Source organism: Corynebacterium glucuronolyticum DSM 44120, from assembly GCF_030440595.1.
In the GTDB taxonomy this organism is placed as follows: Bacteria; Actinomycetota; Actinomycetes; order Mycobacteriales; family Mycobacteriaceae; genus Corynebacterium; species Corynebacterium glucuronolyticum.
The window spans coordinates 359198-377612 of the sequence record NZ_CP047452.1 but is presented as its reverse complement, the minus strand read 5'-3'; the positions used below and the strand labels follow the sequence as shown (position 1 = coordinate 377612).

Genomic DNA, 18415 nt, shown 5'->3' with positions numbered 1-18415 from the left:
GCGGCGAGGCCGCTGTGTAGGATTCTCCCTATGAAGGCGATGAGCATAGCGACGATATTTTCCGCACTATCGGGGTTTATCGTCATCTTCGTAGCCACCCTCGCCCTCGACGGCCAGGTATTTGAGCAGTTCAACGCCTACTGGGGTCTGTTCTTCGCCGTCGCCGGCCTCATCGACGGTCTCATGCAAGAAACCACCCGCGCCGTCTCCTCCCCGCACCCGCGTGGCACTGCCCGCCCGCACGCCACGGCGCTCATCCTCGGTGGGATCATCGGCACGTTTGCCATTCTCTTCGGGCCGCTGTTCCTCCCACGGCTTGTCGACGACCACCCGGTCACCGCTTCTACCCTTCTCACCGTGGGCATCGTCTGCTACGCCTACCAGGCTGCATTGTCAGGCATCCTCTCCGGCCTGAAGCTCTGGAACCACTACGCGGTACTCCTCATCCTCGACTCAGGGATTCGCCTCGCCCTCGTGCTCATCGCACTTGCTGCGGGGTGGGGTCTCACCTCCTTCCTCATCGTCACCGTCATCGGGGCACTGAGTTGGGCGGTCATCATCGCCTGCTCACCCCGCGCCCGGCACAGCCTGCTTACCTCGCATGCCGACGTTTCTAATGCCCAATTCATGCGCCGCGTCGCCGCCGCCATGCTCGCCTCCGGGGCCTCCGCAGCACTGATCACTGGCTTCCCGGCGATGATGAAGTTCACCGGGGATTCCGGGACGCTTGCCGGGCTGATGCTCGCTATCACGCTGACCCGCGCGCCGATCCTCGTCCCCCTGCAGCGCTTCCAGTCCGCCCTTATCGTGTACTTCGTGGAAAAGAACGGGTCCCCGGTGAAGCCTATCCTGTCCGTCATCGGCGTGGGGGCGATCGGGGCGCTGGCCGCCTACCTCATTGGGCCGTGGATCCTACGCACCTTCTTCTCCCCCGATTACTTCGTCAGCGGCTGGATCCTCGCCATCCTGACCTTCGCTGCCGCATGGATGGGCGCCCTCATCATCACCGGCACGCGCACGCTGGCGGCGGAACAGCACCGTCTTTACGTCCTCGGTTGGATCGCCGCCTCGGTATCCGCTTTCGGCATCCTGCTGCTACCTCTTCCCGCCACCGCTGCCGTGCTTCTGGCTCTGACAGCGGGTCCCGCCATCGGCATCGTGGTACATCTGGTCGGGTTTTCTTCCCAGCGTGACCGGAGTGTGACACATCGCGGTGGCGCGACTGCCTAGACGCGGTAGTGTTATTTTCTATGCAGACTCTTGCCGTGTTGATGTCGGTGTATCACAAGGTGGACCCAGCCGAATTCGCTGAGGCCCTCGAATCGATTTTCTCGCAGACCCGACCGGCCGATGAGGTGATCCTGGTGAAGGACGGGCCCCTTACGGACGAGCTGGATGCCATCATCGACGGCTACGGTGACACGCTGACTGTGGTTCCCCTGGAACGAAACTGTGGCCTGGGTGCCGCCCTCGCGCGTGGCCTGGAGCATGTGACTGCGGAGTTCACCGCCCGCATGGATACCGACGATGTGAGCCTGCCCCACCGGTTTGAGACTCAACTCGCCTGGTTTGCCGAGCACCCCGAAACCGATGCTCTCGGCTCGGCGATGGTGGAATTCTCCGATGCGGGCGACCATGGCGTGCGCGCCATGCCCGAGCACGCCATAGAGATCCATTCCTATGCCACAATAAACAGCCCCATGAACCACCCGACGGTTATGTTCCGCACCCAGTCCGTCCGGGACGCGGGTGGCTACCAACCGATCAAAAACCTGGAGGACTACGACCTGTGGGCGCGGATGCTCGCCTCGGGAATGCGTCTGCACAACCTCCCCGAGCCCCTCGTCCGCTTCCGGCTCGACGATGCTGTTTTCTCCCGCCGCGCCGAGGGCATGTGGGAATCGGAAGTCCAGCTGCAACGCAACCTCGCAGCGTACGGACTCATTTCCAAGAAGCGCGGGCTGGTCAATCTCCTCGTGCGGTCGGCCTACCGGGCAATCCCGCAAGGGCTCGTTCGGCGGGTGTACGAGACTCTGTTCAACTGACACGCTATTGTTTACGGTGTTATGCAGAATCAAGACACGTGGCTTATCATTCCGTGCTTCAATGAGGGCACGGTTATTGGTGATGTGATCCGCCACGCGCGCGAAACATTCCCTAATATCGTGGCCGTCAATGACGGCTCCTCGGATAACTCTGCGGAAGAGATCCACAAGGCCGGTGCCCATCTCGTCAACCACCCGGTGAATCTGGGGCAGGGTGCCGCTATCCAGACGGGCGTGGAGTACGCGCGTTCTCAACCTGGCGCGCAGTATTTTGTCACCTTCGATGCGGATGGGCAGCACCAGGTGAAAGACGTCGTGTCGATGCTCGACCGGCTGCGCAACGAGGATGTGGATATTATCGTCGGCACGCGGTTTGGGCGCCCGCGCAAGGAAGACGACCAGGTGCCGTGGATCAAGCGCCTGGTGCTGAAAACCGTCGTTTTGCTGTCTTCCCGAACCCGCAAGCTGGGGCTCACGGACGCACACAACGGCCTGCGTGTGTTTAATAAGAAGGTCGCCGATGAGCTGAACATCCGCATGAACGGCATGAGTCATGCCTCGGAGTTTGTGGCACAGATGGATGAGCGTGGTTGGCGCGTCTCTGAGCAGCCGGTGGATATTTTGTACACCGAGTACTCGATGAGTAAGGGTCAATCGCTGATCAACGGTGTCAATATTCTTGCCGACGGCTTCATCGCAAGGAGGCTCAAATGATTCAGGTCCTACTCCTCGCCGCCACGGCGGTCCTCGCCATCTTCTTCCTCTCCAACCGCCGCAAATCACGCGCGAAGGCCGGGGTGAAGATCGGCTTCGTACTGTTCGTCATCGCCAGCGTGTGGGCCATTTTACGGCCCGACGATCTGACGGTTGTGGCCAACTGGGTTGGTGTGGACCGAGGCACAGACCTCATGCTGTATGCGTTGGTCATTGCCTTCTTGTTTGTGACTATGTCGGCCTATATCCGCTTCCGTGAGCAGGAATTGAGGTATGCACGCCTCGCCCGCGCCGTAGCGCTCCAAAACGCTGTGACCCCGGACGACGACACGCAGCCGTAATCAGCTTCCTTATTACGACCTGTCGTCACGGTAATCGGCCACATCCATACGGAAGATGAAGGAGTGCAAGGACGATCGCAACAACGCCCTCAAGCATCTATCCAAAGCGGATGGGGGCGGGTCCCCTCCTCCTTCCTCTGCGCTCAACCACGGTGGTGGGGCTCTGCCATCAAACGAAGGGTCACCGATCACGGCGAAACGACCTACGTTGCGGATTTCGATGCCTCCACACCATGTCCACAGGAGGCAGCTCGACGAAGGTTAATGGACTGTATTGCAGATTGGAACACATCCGCATCACCGGTGGGCAGGTGAGGTGGTTCAAGCCGGCCGCTAGGAAGAGAATATGAGCTTTCCTCCACGTCCAGCACCGGTAGGCTTGTAGGCTGGTACGAAAGCTAGGAAGGAATCGAATGAAGAAGTCACTCTACTGGGTCCTCGGCGCTATTGCGCTGGTGGCCGCCGTCCTTATTGGCTACGCCCTCGGTGGCAGTGGCAAGGACAAGGATGCGCCACCGGCTCCCGACCCCACCACCGTCTCCTCCGTCGCCCCGTCGACGCAGGCGCAGGCAGCAGTGAAGATTGAGCCCTCGGGTGAGACCGGCGCTTTCCTGTGGGGCCCCGGTAAGACCATCGCCACCAGTGAAGACATCACGCATGTCCACCGCCGCATGGCAAACGACCCGTTCGCCACCGGCAAGGTCGATGCCCCTGTGGTTATCAGTGAGTTTTCCGATTTCGAGTGCCCCTTCTGCGCCAAGTACGCCAATGAGACGTACCCCCAGGTGCTGAAAGATTACGTGGATAAGGGCCTTGTCCGCGTGGAATGGAACGACATGGCCGTCAACGGCCCAGATGCTGTCAAGGCCGCCGAGGCCGGGCGCGCCGCCGCCGCTCAGGGCAAGTTCCATGAGTTCCACAACGCGCTGTACACCGCCAGCAAGGACGTCCAGGGCCACCCGGAAAACGACATCGAGGACTTCGTCCGCTTCGCCACCGAGGCAGGCGTTCCCGATCTTGATCGCTTCCGCTCTGAGGTGGAAAGTGGCACGTACACTCAGGCCGTCACCAGCGCCACCAAGTACGGCGCATCCATCGGCATCTCCGGTACGCCGTCCTTCATCATCGGTGACCAGTTCGTCTCCGGCGCACAGCCCTACGAGGTTTTCCAGAAGGCGATCGAGGAGCAGCTGCAGAAGAACAAGTAGCGCACACATCCCAAGCCGGCGATTTCGGTCGTCGGCTTTTTGCATGTCTGGCTTCTCCGGTCTTGCTTGCTACCGAATGTGGCCCAGCTGAAACGCAGCACCCGACATTCGGCAGCACCTGGGCCGCGCTCCGCATCACGTCACTCTCGAATACCGAACACGTCCCAGCTGGAACGCAGCACCCGAGGTTCAGCATCCCTCTGGCCGCGCTCCGCATCGCCTTGTCCCGAACGCGTCCCAACCGGGGAACGGCACCCGACATTCGGCAGCACCCGGGCCGCGCTCCGCACCATGTCACGCTGGAATACCGAATGCGGCCCAATCGATCCCAACGAGCGACACTCCTACGCAGGATGGGCCGCATTTCGGTTTTTTGGGTGCGAAGACAACAAATCCCGGCAGCATGCTGGATACTACCGGGCTAAAGAAATCAGAAGCATTACTTCACACTGCGGAAGTACTCCACCGTCTTGGCGATGCCCTCCTTCAACGTCACCTGCGGCTCCCAGCCGAGGACCTCGCGCGCACGCGTGGAATCAAGCGAGCTGCGCTCAAGATCACCAAGGCGAGCAGGAGCAAACTCCGGGTCATCGGTCGCACCAGCAGCTGCAGCAACAAGAGAATGCAGGTCACGGTCACTGGTCTCCACACCAGTACCAATATTGAACCGCATGCCACCACCCTTGTTGCCACTGGCCAAGTAGAACGCGCGAGCAACGTCGCCAACATAGACATAGTCACGGGTGTTGGAACCGGAGCCGAACACCTTCGTCGGCAAGCCGTTGAGCAGGTGCTGGCTGAAGATCGCCACCACACCGGCCTCACCATACGGATCCTGACGCGGCCCATACACGTTCGCCGGGGCGATGTGGGAGCACTCCAGGCCGTACAGGTGACGGTACGTGTTCAGGTAAATCTCACCGGAGACCTTCGATGCAGCGTACTGCGAATGCGGGTCAACCGGAGTCTCTTCTGAGACCGGGAACTGGGTGGGGGCACCGTAAATTGCGCCACCGGAGGACGTGAACACGATCTTGCGTACGTCGTGACTACGGGCAGCCTCCGCCAGGCGGATCGTGGTCAGAATGTTGGTCTGGGCATCGAAGATTGGGGATGCCACGGATTTGCGCACATCGATCTGTGCGGCGAGGTGGAAGACAACCTCGGGGGCGTACTCGTCGAAAAGTTCGTCCACGTCGATCTTTAACAGGTCCGCCTCGACGAGGGGAACACCGGCAGGCACGTTTTCCCGCTTGCCGTGGGACAGGTTATCCACCACAACCGGCTCATGTCCCTCAGAAACCAACAATTCCACAAGATGGGAGCCAATAAACCCGGCTCCACCAGTTACAAGTGCGCGCATGTATCAAATTGTAGTTTATGGACATATGAGTATCATGTGCTGGTTGCAATTTTGTAGGAGGTTTGAATGGGTGAGAGAAAAAAGATTCTTGTAGTGGTACTAATCCCACTGGCTATGGCGCTTGTTGCGGTCAGTTCTATTAACGTCGCGCTGCCGTCGATTGAGCACGCGCTCGGCGCATCTGCATCGCAGCTGCAATGGATGCTGGCAGGCTACGCGCTTACTTTCGGTGTGTTCCTCGTCCCCTTCGGGCGACTCGGTGATCTCCTGGGTCGGTCGATGTTTTTCACCATCGGTCTCGCCCTATTTTGCTTGTCGACGGCCCTGTGTGGCTTCGCCAGCGACCCCGTCATTTTGAACATTTTCCGTTTCATCCAAGGGTTCGCCGCCGCCGTCTACAGTCCGCAGACCGCAGGCATCATTCAGACCTACTTCCATGGCAAGGAACGCGCCCGAGCTTTCGCTAAGTTCGGGCTGACCGTCGCCGTGGCGGTCGCAATTGGCCCGGTCATCGCAGGTACGATCATTTCCGCACTGGATCCCGCATGGGGCTGGCGTTGGTCCTTCTGGTTCATGGTTCCGGTCGGCATCATCGGCATCTTCCTTGCTCTCCGGTGGCTGCCATTTGCCGACGAGAAAGCACACCGGAAGAAGGGCAAACTCGACCTGGACCCGATCGGCATGCTGCTGCTCGCCTCCACCGTCGTCTGCATCATGTACCCCTTCATGTACCACGGCGACAACAAGCTCATGTGGTTGCTTCTCCCCCTCGCCGCCATCCTTGGATTCGCCTGGGTACAGTGGGAACGCCACTACGAAAACTGCGGAAACGCGCCGATGGTGAACCTCGGCCTGCTCAAGCTGCGCTCCTTCGGCTGGGGAACCGCCATCAGTGGCATCATGTTCGTCGGCTCCACCTCGATCTTCTCCACACTGGCCATTTACCTCCAGAATGGTCAGCACTTCACGGCCCTCAACGCTGGCCTCGTTGGCCTCGGCGGCGCGATCACTTCAGCGATCACTGCTTACCTCTCCGGTAACCATTCACTGGAGTACGGCCGCCAGATCTGCATCGCTTCTCTTACTTCCATGGTCGTGGGCATGACAGCCGCGATTGCGATCATTTACTTCAACGGAATGCATGGCCTGAACGTGTGGTGGCTGTTCGCAGCATTCGCAATTGTCGGCCTGGGACAGGGTGCCTTCGGCTCTGCTAACCAGACCATTGCGATGCTCGATGTCCCCGGCTACGAGGGTGGCACCGCCGGCGCATTCAAGCAGACCGCAGAGCGCGTCGCTACTGCAATCGGTAACGCGATCATGACGGGCATTCTGTTCTCCGTCCTCGCCACCACCAACTGGAACCACGCGATCACCGCAGCTTTCATGGCCATCCTAGGAATTCTTCTGGTGGCCCTCGTGCTGCAGATCGTAGACCTACGCAAGGCGAAGGCGTAGCCCTCGCTACATGGGGAGAGGAAAACTGAAAGTCTCCAGCCGGAATCCGGGTGGAGACTTTTTATTTTTGGGGATTTTGCCAGCTAGTAGCCGCGCTTAATCCACTCTTCCAGGTGCGGGGCCTCGCCACCGATGGTGGTGTGCTCGCCGTGTCCCGTGTACACGAGGGTCTCGGCGGGGAGGGTGAGCAGGTGCTCGCGGATGGAGTCGATGATCACCTCGAAGGAGGAGAAGCTCCTGCCTGTGGCACCCGGGCCGCCCTGGAACAGGGTGTCGCCGGAAAACAGCACGCCTGCTTCCGGCATATACAGGCAACCACTGCCCGGGGAGTGGCCCGGGGTGGAAATGAACTCCAGGTCCGTTCCCGCGATGCCGAAGCGCTGACGGTCCTCAATCTCTTGGAAGGCGACATCGGGGTGGGTCTCGTTCCACAACATCCGGTCGCCGGGGTGCAGGAAGATGGGAGCATCGTACTTCTGGGAAAGCTGCGGGGCGACGGTGATGTGGTCGTTGTGGCCGTGGGTGCAGATAATGCCCTTCACGGCGCGGTCGCCAACAACCTCGGCAATGGGGTCGACGGAGTGGGCGGCGTCGATGATGTAGACCTCTGTATCGTCGCCAACAACCCAAATGTTGTTGTCTACTTCCCACTCGCCGCCGTCGAGCTTAAACAGGCCGGAGGTCTCCGCATGCTCAATAGTGAAGGCCATTAGAGCACCACCACGCTGCGCAGGACCTTGCCGGACTTCATGGTTTCAAAAGCCTCATTGACCTTGTCCAGGCCAATGCGCTCGGTGACGAACTTGTCCAGCGGGAAGCGACCCTGCAGGTAGAGGTCGGTGTACATGGGGAAATCGCGCTCCGGGAGGCAGTCGCCGTACCACGCGGACTTGAGTGCGCCGCCGTGGCTGAAGATGTCTGCGGCCTCGATCTCGACCGTCTGGCCCGGCGCGGGCACGCCGACGAGGACGACGGTGCCGCCGAGGTCGCGGGCGTAGAAGGCCTGCTTCCAGGTGGCGGGGATGCCGACGGCATCGATGGCGACGTCGACACCGAACTCGGTGATCTCTTGGATGTCTTCAACGACAGATTCGGAGCTCACGAGGGTGTGGGTGGCGCCGAATTCCTTGGCGAGCTCCAGCTTGGACTCGTCGGTGTCGACGGCAATGATGGTGGTTGCACCCGCAAGGTGGGCTCCGGCGATGGCTGCCATGCCCACGCCACCGCAGCCGATGACGGCGACGGATTGACCGCGGGTAACCTTGCCCGTGTTAACGGCGGCGCCGAGGCCGGCCATGACGCCACAGCCGAGGAGGCCAGCAGCGGCCGGGTCGGCATCCGGGTTCACCTTGGTGCACTGCCCCTCGTGGATGAGGGTCTTCTCGGCGAAGGCACCGATGCCGAGGGCGGGGGTGAGCTCCGTGCCATCCTCGAGGGTCATCTTCTTGGAGGCGTTGAAAGTGGCGAAACAGTACTGCGGTTCGCCACGCTTGCAGGCGCGACATTCGCCGCACACGGCGCGCCAGTTCAAAACGACGAAATCGCCGGGAGCGACGTGGGTGACGCGGTCACCGACGGTTTCTACCACTCCGGCGGCCTCGTGGCCGAGGAGGAAGGGGAACGCGTCTTCCACGTCACCCTGCTGGTAGGCGAGGTCGGTGTGACATACGCCGCACGCCTGGATCTTCACGACAACGTCGTTCGGACCAGGCTCGGGGATGCAAATGGTGGTGAGCTCTACCGGCTCACCCTTGGCGGGAGAAATGACTGCTTGTACCTTATCCATGCCCGCCACTGTAACGGGAAACCGCTTGTTAGAAACGGTTTCCAGCTACAGGCCGAAGCCGTAGGCGTAGCGGTTGCCCCGGGAATCGACGTAGGCGTAGTCATCGCCTAGGTACTTGCCCGGCACGTCGCGCGGGGAGGCCTTCACGGTTTCCATGGATGCCGGCACGGCGAACGGGAGGTGGCCCTTCGCCTCACCCCCTACGAGCGAGTCGAGGAGATTGTCGGGGGTAATTTCGAAGCTGCCGACGAGGCTGTCGGCGCCCGGCTCGAGGTGTTCAAGGATCCACGGGTTGGTGAAGTTCACCACGACAATCGTCGGCACCTGCTCCTGAATCCGCTTGACTTGCTCAAGGTCAACGCCACAATCCTCCGGGTTGATGGAGAGGGTCACGCCCTCCTGGTCATCCTCGAAAAGTTCGATCTCAGGGCGGGCCCACACGATGGCGATGTCTGCATCGTCCAGGTCAGCTCGCGTAAATCGCTTGTCGACGGCTTTGTCCAGCTTTTCCTGCACCTCACCGATGGACGTACGACCGGTGGCAAAGGTGTAGACCTTCTTGGACGTATCCAGCGGCAGGGCCTCGCCCTTCTTGAGGATGACGACGGACTCGCGCTGCTTTTGCTCACCCAGCGCCTGCGTCTCGGTGTTGCCGATGACCTTTTCAGCCTCGGCGGGGTCGACGTAGGGGTTCTCGAAGAGACCGAGGGCGAAGATCTCCGTGAGGAGACGGGTGGCCGGCCCCGTGAGATCGTCACTTGTGAGCAGACCGTCAGCCACGGCGTCGACAAGCTTCTGGGGGTTGGACATATCAGAGAAGATGTCCGTGCCAGCCTTGACTGCCTTGGCAAAGCGCTCCTTCTCGGTGAGCTCCTCGACACCCCAGACCATGGCATCGATGACACCGGAGTCGGAGTTAATGTAGCCAGTGAAGCCCATCTTGTCGCGCAGCAGGTCGCCGATGATCGTCTTGTTGTACGCGAAGGCAACCTCGTCGAACTGCGTGCTCGGGCTCTGCCACAGCTCCTCGTCGAGCTGCTTTGCCGAGGTGTTCACAGGCTTGGCGTAGTACGGCATGATCGACGTGCAGCCCGCATCGACGGCGGCCTGGAACGGCGGGAGGTGGTACTTCGCCAGCGCACCCTCGGTGGGGTACTCGTTGGTCTGACCCCACGGGAAGTGCGGGTCGTGACCGTCGATGCGCACGCCACCGCCCGGGAAGTGCTTAATGGTGGTGGCCACGCCACCCTCCTCCATCCCGGTGACAACCTCGCGGATGTAATCGGCGACAAGCTGCGTATCCTCGCCAAATGTGCCGTTGAACCGGGACCAGCGGGGCTCGGAGGCAACATCGGCCATGTAGCCGTACAGCTTGTGGATGCCACCGGCGCGCCACTCGCGGGCGATGAGCTTGCCAAACTCGCGCATGAGCTCCGCATCATCGAGGGCGGCAAGGCCCAGCTCGCTCGGCCACTCACTGAACACACCTGCGGACTCGTTGACACCGAAGCGAGCAACGAGGGAGACATGGTTGCGGGGGTTCGACGCGAACACGGCCGGAATGGCAAAGCGCGTCTCCTCGGCCAACTCCTGGATGGCGTTCGTCCACTCCGCCAGGCGGCGCGGCTTCAGGTTATCGCGCACAATAAAGTAGCGCTGGTGCCGCTCCTTCACCGCCTTCTCGCTGGCGGCGGCGGTGAGCACCGGCTCGGGAAAGGGAATCCCGGTGATCGGGTGCTTATCCTTCCACACATCCTCATCGTTGAGGAGCTTGCCCTCAACGGGGTTGGGGAGGAACGAGGAATCGCCCGGGTAGTGGGAGCCGATGATCATCAGCCCCGCCTTTTCTTCTACGCTCAGGCGACGGGCAAGGTCTGCCGCGCGCTCCGCTGGGGTCAGCCGCCAATCCTCAAAGGGGCTGAGCACCCCGTCGCGGTCGAGGTCGCGGAATGTCTCTCCGTCGACTGTGATCGTGGGAACTACGTGGGAAACAATCTTCATACCTGTGAATTTAATGAAATTGTGGGGCTTACGCCCGTCGTTGCCAGAATTTGCCTCGCGGTCGTATTCTGGGGGCTATGAGAAAGATCCTCGCAGCAGCATTCGGTGCCATGGGCGTCCTCCACTTTGCCAAGCCGGAGCCCTTCAACAACCTCATCCCGGAGGCACTCCCCGGCACCCCCACCCAGTGGACCTACTTCTCTGGCGTGTGGGAACTCGGCACCGCCGCCCTGCTCCTGGCCAAACCCGCCTGGGGTGGGCTCGCTACCGTGGGCACCTCCTTGGCCGTGTGGCCCGGCAACTTCAAGATGGCGTGGGACTGGCGCCATGAGCCAGCAAAGAAACAAATTATCTCCGTCGGCCGTTTACCCTTACAGATACCGCTCATTATGGCGGGTTGGAAGATCTACACCGACAACAAGTAGAGGCAGTTCATGGGCGGATTCCTAGAGGCTCTCATCGAGTTGTTCCTGCACTCGTCGCTGTTCTATCCCATCCTCGGGATGTTCGTCATCGGCGACTGCATCTTCCCCCTCTTGCCCAGCGAAACCATTGTCAACATTGCCGCCGCCTGGTCCGGCTCCACGGGTCGGCCCTGGGTCTGGGGTATTTTCCTGGCCTCCTGGGCCTACTCCATTATCGGCGACAACACCACGTACCTTGTCGGTCGCTTCTACGCCGGCAAGTATCACCTCAAACCCAATTCCAAGCGTGCCCGCGCCGCAGATTGGGTGCGCAACTCGGTTGAGCGCAACGAGGCCGTCACCATCATTACCGCCCGCTTCATCCCCTGGGCGCGCTGGTTCCTCACCATTTTCTTGGGCTCTGTGAAATACCCCTGGTGGCGTTTCTTCGTTGTGGACACCGTCGGTTCCTTTATCTGGGCGACGCAGGCCACCCTCATCGGCTACCTCGGTGGCTGGATTTTCCAGGAGTACCCGCTCATCGGCGTTATCATCGGCGTGACCGCGGGCCTCATGTCCGGCGTCATCATCCAGCACATCCAGAAGTCCCGCGTGGCGCAGGCCTAGGGGGCGACTTCGTCGACGCTGTGAGAGCGTCATTTACTTTTTGCAGCAGATTCCCTCCGAAGGGCTCCGTTTGCCGGGATTCGGCTGGATCTGCTGCAAAAACTAAAACCGTAGTCTAGTCGAATCCGCCCGGCACACGCTCCAAACCATCTGCGGTCAGCCGGTGTCGCTGCCCCGACCCCATGTCCTTCCTGGACCAGGACCGCACCTGGAACGCGTCGACCTCATCGGCATCTTTGTCGGTTCCGACCCTGTCGGAACCCCAACGCGTGATCTCGAAGCCACCACGCATCCCCGGCACCGGCAACCAAATCGCCTCCGGTGCCTGCGGATCCGTGAGAATCCCCAGGTCCACCGCCTCCCACGCGGGAAGCGTCAACCCGAACTCCTCCGCCCGCTTTTCGACGAGCCGCGTCAGATGTTCCGAATGCGGCCCGAACGTTTCGGCGCGAAGCGTGGTAAACGCTCCTTGGGCCACAAAAGAGTCCACGGGCCCACCGAGTTCCTCCACAATTTGCACCGGGTACGCCATCGACGGGTCCGCCGGATTCCAATCATTGATCCCCGGATCCCACGGCATCGCCTGCGCAAAAACCTCCAGTGCCGCAGCGAACTCCCCCGCCCGCAGCTGTCCATGCACATCCGCCGCCTGCTTCTTGAAAGCGTCCGTCTGCTCGAATGCCCGCCACTCGTACACATTGTCCATAGGGTCCATAGCGCCATATTAGCTGGCTGCCGAGACACAAACTCCATCTAGCACAGATACCGAAACATGGCAGCAAATCAGGAAGAGTTATTTTCACACAACAGATTGAAAACGGTTGCAGAATCACAACGAAAGCCTTGCAGAATCACGATGAGTATATTGCAGAATCACGGTGAACATATTCCAGAATCACAACGTCGCAGGTAGGATGATTTTATGTCGTATGATCTTTTACACCGAAATACGAAATCGATTGCCGAGGAAATCTTGTCCGACACCCCGGTTCTTTCGGTGTCAGGAGCGAGGCAAGTTGGCAAAAGCACGCTTGCAAGCCAACTCTTATTGGATCGTCCATCACGGTTTGTTAATTTGGACGAAACCTCACATCTCACTTCCGCACGCGAAGATCCTGACGGATTTGTCCGCATGTTTCCGGAGGGCACTCTAGCCATCGACGAGATTCAACGCGCACCGGAACTGTTTAGGGCTATCAAAGGTGCGCTTGAAGAAGATCGTCGCCCCGGGCGTTTCATTATCACGGGTTCATCAAACCTCCTTATGGGACGAAAACGGCAAAGAACGCACCAAAACGTTCCGAACAGAAGACGCAGCCCGCGACTGGTGCTCCCAAGCCGAAGCCGGCCAAGCCGAGGGAACATGGATCACCAAAGACAAGCGTGACATTACCGTCGAAGACCTGTGGGGCCCCTGGATAGCTACCAAAGAGGCCAAGTGCGCACCAAAAACCATCGCCGGGTACAAATCCGCCTGGCAGCACCTCGCGCCAGTATGGGGAGCCACACCCGTGTGTGAAGTCGACGGTGGCGCATTCACACTGTGGGTCGATGGGCTCAAAACCCGTAGGCCCCACGCCAAACACGATCCCCCAACCACTGGGCAGTGGCCAAAAACGGAAGATCGGCATCATCATGGGAGCACTCATGAAACAGGCCGTCAAACAGAAAATCATTCCTGCCAGCCCCCTAGAATCAGGCGACATCGTTAAGCAGACCAAAGGCAGCCACCACTATTTGAGGGTCTCCGAACTCGACGCGCTCATCAACGCCGCACCCACCGACGAAGCCCAACTTCTTATCAGAGTCCTGGCAATGACAGCAATCAGGCCAGGAGAAGCAAAAGGACTCAAAGTAGGTGACCTCGACTACTACCGTGGGCGTCTCACCATCCGGCGCAGTGTTGACGCGCTTGGCCACGAGGGCCCCACCAAGAACAGACTCACCCGAGACGTTCCCGTCGGCGGTGATCTGCTCATCGACCTCGACCTCGCGGCAGACGGCAAAGCAGACGATGATTGGCTGCTCCCCGACGAGGTTGGCCACGTGTGGACCGATGCCCGCTGGCGGCGCGTATGGCGCACCACATGCACCGCTGCAGGGCTTACAGGCGTGGACACCTACACGCTCAAGCACACCGCCGTATCCATGGCCATCGCCTCCGGTGCTGACGTGTACGTCATCCAGGAAAGTGTGGCCACGCCTCAGCCGCCACCACACTCGACATTTACGGCCACCTATGGGACGAGGGCCTAGACCAATTTCCCGGCGCGCTGGAGGAGCATATGCGGCGTGAGAGGGAAAGGGAGCGGTTGCGTAGGGAACGCCGTGCGGAGCGGGCGACAGGCGGGCGTGGTCGACTGCGGAGCATCTAGCCCCACAGGGTTGTTATTCTCCGTCGCTCATTTTTGTTCGCCCGAAGACGAATCCCAGGGCTGTTGTTGTTATCAGCTTCAGAACGTCAATGGTGGATTGCAGAATGGAGCCATTTGCGCAGTTGAATGCGGAAATTAGTGTTAGAGCAACGATGAGGAAAATACACCAGCCGATTAGCTGTTGACCGAAACGCAGCTTGGATAATCCAACGAACTCGGGGAGGTTCTTCGGCTCATAATTCGGCGCATGCTTGAGCGAGGAGCTAGTAGCGGATTGTGTGGCGCTGGGTGTCCCTGTTTCCTCGGGGGAAAGAGCGTAGTCTTCTTCTCCTTCGATTTCCGGCGCCGGTTTCCTCTTGACTGGTTCACTGCCCGCGTCAGTGGGCATTTGCCAATCCTAGTTCGTCTACATAGGTTCGGTCTTGTTTCACGTCTTCCCAGCTCAAAGTGTCTTCCCCTCTTTGATACGCTTTATCCCAGGCAGAGGACTCTTTGTGGGTGATTTTGGATAGGTCGACTGCGCCCCGGTACTTGGTTGCTTCCCAAACTTCAGACAGGGATTCCGCCAGCGCTCGATCTTCGTTCTCATCGACAATGTAGGATTGCCCCGCAGCATCGCGGGCGTATCGTTTGATGCCGTTCTTGGAGAACGGACGAAACTCGTCATACACGGTATACACCACCGGACCGTAGGCCCACGTTAGGAACGGGGATTCGAGTAGAGGGTGGCCGGTCTTCTTGATGTACTGGCTGGAGACGAAGTAGAGGATCTTTTGGAGCTTCATCGGGGTGGGATATAGCTTCTCTTTGAACGCGCGGGCCAGTATGTTATTCGCCACAACGGTAGGACTATAGGGCATGATTGTCACCTCCGCGCATGTCTCCTTGTGATTGCCCTTTCTAGTTTCCATCCTATCCAAGGGGTGAATTCGGTACCGAACGGTCTATTTCCCGGTGTGGTGTGGGTAGCCTGGCTTGTCTTTCTTTTGTGGTGTGGCCTGTCTAGTTTTTGGGCTGGACCGTCCATGGTCGGTCTATGGTCGGTCAACGGTCGGGAATAATTAAGACTTCTTGGGCTTTCTTGAGCTTCTTGTGTATTCTTAGAAATAGGTGAAACCCCAGCCAGAACCAGTGTCTAGCTGGGGATTTGGTGGAGCCGCCTGTGAGAATCGAACTCACGACCTTCTCATTACGAGTGAGACGCTCTACCGACTGAGCTAAGGCGGCACGATCAGCCCAGCGTATCGCTGAATGACCAAATGGTAGTGTACATGACTCCCCCACCAGGGAAGAAACTACCTGCTTATGAGCCGTATTTCCCCGATCATCGCGAAGAGGGCGGTGCGGGGGGTGACGTTGCGGGTGATGCGCTCGCGGGCGCGGCCGATGGTGTCGATGGTGGCGATGAGCTGGGCGTCGGAAAGCCGGGCAGCGAGGTCCTGGGAGTCGCCGGCGAAGTCGGTGTGGAGGAGCGGGGCCCCGGCACGCTGGGCGATGGCATCGCGGAAGAGGGCGATGAAGTCCATGAGGAGCTGATCGATGGTATCGCGAAGTTCGCGGGTCTGCTGCTTCTTGTATTTTTGCTCGACCTTCTTCAGGATGTCGGCGGTTCCACGCATGACGCCACCGGTGCCTTTGCCGGAGCCGCCGGCGCCGAGGGTGAGGCGGGTGCGCTCCAGGTCAGCGTCGAGAAGCTCTTTGATGCGGGCCTTGACGTCGGACTCGACGTCGGAAAGCAAAGAGGTAACCTCGAGGTAGGCATCCGAACCGGAAAAGAGAAGCTCAGCCAGGTGCAACATGCGTGCGCGGCGGCGCTGGGTGGTGGGATCCTGGGCGAGATGGCGGGCGCGACCGATGTGCCCGGCGGTGGCGTGGGCAGCTAAGAGTGCCTGGTCGTGCGGGACGCCGGAGGCCTCAACCGTGGCGGCGACTTCCTCGAAACTGGGGGTGGGGATGTAGACGTGGCGGCAGCGGGAGACGAGGGTCTGGAGCATGTCCTCCGGGTCCGTCGATGGCGCGCAGAGGATGATGACCGTGCGCTCCGGGGGCTCCTCCACCGTCTTGAGCAGCGAGTTGCCGGCCGCGGGGGTGAGACGGTCCGCATCCTCGATGATGACCACCCGAAACGCGCCGACAGTGGGCGTGCGGGACGCCCCGCGGATGACTGCGCGCATGTCTTCGACACTGATGGACAACTCCGTCGGGTGCACGACCGTCAGATCCAGGTGACTCCCGTTCAGCGCCTGTCGGCAGCCCTCGCACTGACCGCAGGGGGTTCCGTCGCAAGCTCCGGAACCGTCGGCATCGTCGCGGACTCCGGAACCGTCGGCATCGTCGCGGACTCCGGAACCGCCGACATCGTCACGGGCTCCGGAACCGCCGGCATCGTCGCAAGCTCCGGAACCGCCGACTACGTCTGCGGTGCATAAAAGCGCAGCGGCGAAGTGGCGAGCCATCGTCGAGCGACCAGAGCCGGGCGGGCCGGTAATGAGCCAGGCGTGCGTCATGGCGGAGCCAGACTCACCGGTGCGGGCGGCGTGGGCTGCGTGTAGGAGGTCGGGGGATAACTGCACGCATACAAGCGTAGTTGATTTAGAGTAGAACTCATGTGGCTGTTGAAAACTTCCTGGCCCCGCTACGCCCTCGCGATCGCCGCGGTGAACACAGCGGGCGCGGCCGCGATCGCACTTATCATTTCGCTGGTCGCGCCCGTTCCCGCCACACTCGCCATCGCCGGCCTTGCCGTCGGTGTGGTCGCCGTCTCACTCGGCGTAGCCTCCACGTTCTTCCTCTTCCGGCCGGTGCTGGCCTGGCGGAAGGACCCGGACAGCTTCGACAGGGCCATGGTCCGCAACACTGTCGTGCGGATCCCGCGGCTGCAGACGATCGTCGGCATCGTCGTGTGGGCCGTGGCTACCGCCGTGTTTTATGTTATTTCGCAGTCGCTGGCGATCCTCATCTGCATGGCCGTGGGACTCGTGCTCGTCGCCGTGCTCACCTTCTTATCCGCCAAGATCCTCATCCGCCCGGCCGCCAACCGCGTGTTCTCCGGGCAGATTGAAAGCCACCGCCGGGAGACCGGCCCTGCTACCCGCATCGTCCTCACGTGGGTGGCCACGACGTGCGTCCCCATGGTGGCGCTCATGGCGTTCATGCAGCCGAATATGGCTGTCATCGTCGGCGTGGTCACCGTCCTGGTCTTCGGTGCGGTCGCAACCGTCCTGGTCACCTCCATCGTCTCCGACCCGATCCGCGATGTCTGCAACGCGGTGGACTCGACACGTCGCGGTGAGCTCGGGGTTCGGGTTCCGCTTTACGACGGTGGGGACATCGGAACTATGCAGGCCGGATTCAACGAGATGATTCGTGGCCTACGCGACGGCAAGCGCACGAAGCGGATGCTGGAGACCTATGTGGGCAAATCCGTTGCCAACCGCGCGCTGCGGGAAACCCCGCAGCTCGGCGGCGAATCCCGCAAGGTGGCTGTGCTGTTTGTCGACGTTGTCGGCTCCACGACGTACGCCACCCAGCACACGCCGCAGGAAGTGGTCATCGCCCTCAACGAGTTCTTTGAGCGCGTTGTCGCCGTCGTCCACGAGTACCACGGCTCCATCAACAAGTTCCAGGGCGATGCGGCGCTTGCCATCTTCGGCGCGCCCAATCCCCTCCCCGACTCCACCGGCAACGCCCTGGCTGCTGCACGGGAGCTGCGCGCTCGCCTGCAAAACGTGGAGCTGGGCGCGGGCATCGGCGTGGCCACCGGCACCGTCGTCGCCGGCCATATCGGCGCCCGGGAGCGCTACGAGTACACCGTCATTGGCGACGCGGTGAACTCCGCCTCGCGCCTGACCGACCTGGCTAAAACCACCCCCGGTGGAGTTCTCACCACCGCCGCTACCCTGCGGGATGCCGGGGAGGCTGAGCAGGCCCGCTGGACGCTCATGAAGTCCGTGGAGCTCCGTGGCCGCTCCACGCTAACTCGTCTCGCTCGCCCGATCCGGCCGACGTTGGCGGACCGGTCGTAGCGTCCCCTTACGGAGCCGCGCAGAAAACGGCGACAGCGCATCATGCGCGCTGCCGCCGTTAATCTTTA

Annotated in this window: 19 protein-coding genes and 1 tRNA gene; 11 read left to right on the top strand and 9 right to left on the bottom strand. The window is 60.8% G+C overall.

The window, feature by feature from the left end:
- The first annotated feature begins 30 nt into the window (after positions 1-30).
- The 5 genes from CGLUCO_RS01755 to CGLUCO_RS01735 all read left to right on the top strand — a co-directional run bounded on the left by CGLUCO_RS01755 (position 31) and on the right by CGLUCO_RS01735 (position 4308).
- The gene (locus tag CGLUCO_RS01755) at positions 31-1230 is read left to right on the top strand and encodes a polysaccharide biosynthesis protein (protein WP_084036047.1); all 1200 of its coding nucleotides are present in this window, start codon (positions 31-33) and stop codon (positions 1228-1230) included.
- Positions 1231-1250: 20 nt separating this feature from the next.
- Positions 1251-2045, top strand: coding sequence for a glycosyltransferase (locus CGLUCO_RS01750; protein WP_005390757.1), 795 nt, complete (start codon positions 1251-1253; stop codon positions 2043-2045).
- A gap of 21 nt (positions 2046-2066) precedes the next feature.
- Complete coding sequence (gene ppgS, locus CGLUCO_RS01745; protein ID WP_005390759.1) at positions 2067-2759, top strand: polyprenyl-phospho-N-acetylgalactosaminyl synthase PpgS; 693 nt, start codon at positions 2067-2069, stop codon at positions 2757-2759.
- Positions 2756-3100, top strand: a complete 345-nt coding sequence (locus CGLUCO_RS01740; RefSeq protein WP_005390761.1) for a DUF2304 domain-containing protein — start codon at positions 2756-2758, stop codon at positions 3098-3100. The genes ppgS and CGLUCO_RS01740 overlap by 4 nt, the downstream gene beginning before the upstream one ends.
- Positions 3101-3513: 413 nt before the next feature.
- Complete coding sequence (locus CGLUCO_RS01735) at positions 3514-4308, top strand: DsbA family protein (RefSeq protein ID WP_084036046.1); 795 nt, start codon at positions 3514-3516, stop codon at positions 4306-4308.
- A 439-nt stretch (positions 4309-4747) separates the two neighbouring features.
- Here the strand turns inward: CGLUCO_RS01735 and CGLUCO_RS01730 are convergent, their stop codons facing one another.
- Complete coding sequence (locus CGLUCO_RS01730) at positions 4748-5671, bottom strand: NAD-dependent epimerase/dehydratase family protein (RefSeq protein ID WP_005390767.1); 924 nt, start codon at positions 5669-5671, stop codon at positions 4748-4750.
- Positions 5672-5764: 93 nt separating this feature from the next.
- Between CGLUCO_RS01730 and CGLUCO_RS01725 the strand changes: the two genes are divergently transcribed.
- Entirely contained in the window at positions 5765-7129 is a 1365-nt protein-coding gene (locus CGLUCO_RS01725; RefSeq protein WP_234985023.1) for an MFS transporter, read from the top strand.
- Between the two features lie 83 nt (positions 7130-7212).
- Here the strand turns inward: CGLUCO_RS01725 and CGLUCO_RS01720 are convergent, their stop codons facing one another.
- From CGLUCO_RS01720 to CGLUCO_RS01710, 3 genes are read right to left on the bottom strand one after another with little or no spacing between them, the layout of a single operon-like run.
- The gene (locus CGLUCO_RS01720; protein ID WP_005390771.1) at positions 7213-7839 is read right to left on the bottom strand and encodes an MBL fold metallo-hydrolase; all 627 of its coding nucleotides are present in this window, start codon (positions 7837-7839) and stop codon (positions 7213-7215) included.
- Complete coding sequence (locus CGLUCO_RS01715; RefSeq protein WP_005394701.1) at positions 7839-8915, bottom strand: S-(hydroxymethyl)mycothiol dehydrogenase; 1077 nt, start codon at positions 8913-8915, stop codon at positions 7839-7841. Before CGLUCO_RS01715 ends, CGLUCO_RS01720 begins: the two co-directional genes overlap by 1 nt.
- Positions 8916-8960: 45 nt before the next feature.
- Positions 8961-10916, bottom strand: a complete 1956-nt coding sequence (locus tag CGLUCO_RS01710) for a glycoside hydrolase family 3 protein (RefSeq protein ID WP_005394700.1) — start codon at positions 10914-10916, stop codon at positions 8961-8963.
- A gap of 77 nt (positions 10917-10993) precedes the next feature.
- Here CGLUCO_RS01710 and CGLUCO_RS01705 point away from each other — a divergent pair, with 77 nt between their 5' ends.
- Positions 10994-11341 (top strand): DoxX family protein, encoded by a 348-nt coding sequence (locus CGLUCO_RS01705; protein WP_005390776.1) that lies wholly within the window; start codon positions 10994-10996, stop codon positions 11339-11341.
- A 9-nt stretch (positions 11342-11350) separates the two neighbouring features.
- Positions 11351-11947, top strand: a complete 597-nt coding sequence (locus CGLUCO_RS01700) for a DedA family protein (RefSeq protein WP_005394699.1) — start codon at positions 11351-11353, stop codon at positions 11945-11947.
- Between the two features lie 115 nt (positions 11948-12062).
- Here the strand turns inward: CGLUCO_RS01700 and CGLUCO_RS01695 are convergent, their stop codons facing one another.
- Positions 12063-12662, bottom strand: coding sequence for a hypothetical protein (locus tag CGLUCO_RS01695; RefSeq protein ID WP_005394698.1), 600 nt, complete (start codon positions 12660-12662; stop codon positions 12063-12065).
- A gap of 207 nt (positions 12663-12869) precedes the next feature.
- Between CGLUCO_RS01695 and CGLUCO_RS01690 the strand changes: the two genes are divergently transcribed.
- Together CGLUCO_RS01690 and CGLUCO_RS01685 are read left to right on the top strand one after the other, a co-directional pair.
- A complete protein-coding gene (locus CGLUCO_RS01690; RefSeq protein ID WP_005394697.1) occupies positions 12870-13334 on the top strand; it encodes an AAA family ATPase in 465 nt (154 codons plus the stop codon).
- A gap of 164 nt (positions 13335-13498) precedes the next feature.
- Positions 13499-14203 (top strand): tyrosine-type recombinase/integrase, encoded by a 705-nt coding sequence (locus CGLUCO_RS01685; RefSeq protein ID WP_232621901.1) that lies wholly within the window; start codon positions 13499-13501, stop codon positions 14201-14203.
- 132 nt (positions 14204-14335) lie between these two features.
- Here the strand turns inward: CGLUCO_RS01685 and CGLUCO_RS01680 are convergent, their stop codons facing one another.
- The 4 genes from CGLUCO_RS01680 to CGLUCO_RS01665 form a co-directional block, all read right to left on the bottom strand.
- Positions 14336-14710: a hypothetical protein gene (locus tag CGLUCO_RS01680; RefSeq protein WP_005390781.1), complete on the bottom strand. Its 375-nt coding sequence runs from the start codon at positions 14708-14710 to the stop codon at positions 14336-14338.
- Positions 14700-15161, bottom strand: a complete 462-nt coding sequence (locus CGLUCO_RS01675; RefSeq protein WP_231286107.1) for a Panacea domain-containing protein — start codon at positions 15159-15161, stop codon at positions 14700-14702. Before CGLUCO_RS01675 ends, CGLUCO_RS01680 begins: the two co-directional genes overlap by 11 nt.
- Positions 15162-15473: 312 nt before the next feature.
- A tRNA-Thr gene (locus CGLUCO_RS01670) sits at positions 15474-15549 on the bottom strand.
- Between the two features lie 68 nt (positions 15550-15617).
- Entirely contained in the window at positions 15618-16895 is a 1278-nt protein-coding gene (locus CGLUCO_RS01665; protein ID WP_232621903.1) for a DNA polymerase III subunit delta', read from the bottom strand.
- Positions 16896-16928: 33 nt separating this feature from the next.
- On the opposite strand from CGLUCO_RS01665, the gene CGLUCO_RS01660 reads away from it, so the two are divergent.
- Entirely contained in the window at positions 16929-18347 is a 1419-nt protein-coding gene (locus tag CGLUCO_RS01660; protein ID WP_084036044.1) for an adenylate/guanylate cyclase domain-containing protein, read from the top strand.
- Positions 18348-18415 lie beyond the last annotated feature (68 nt).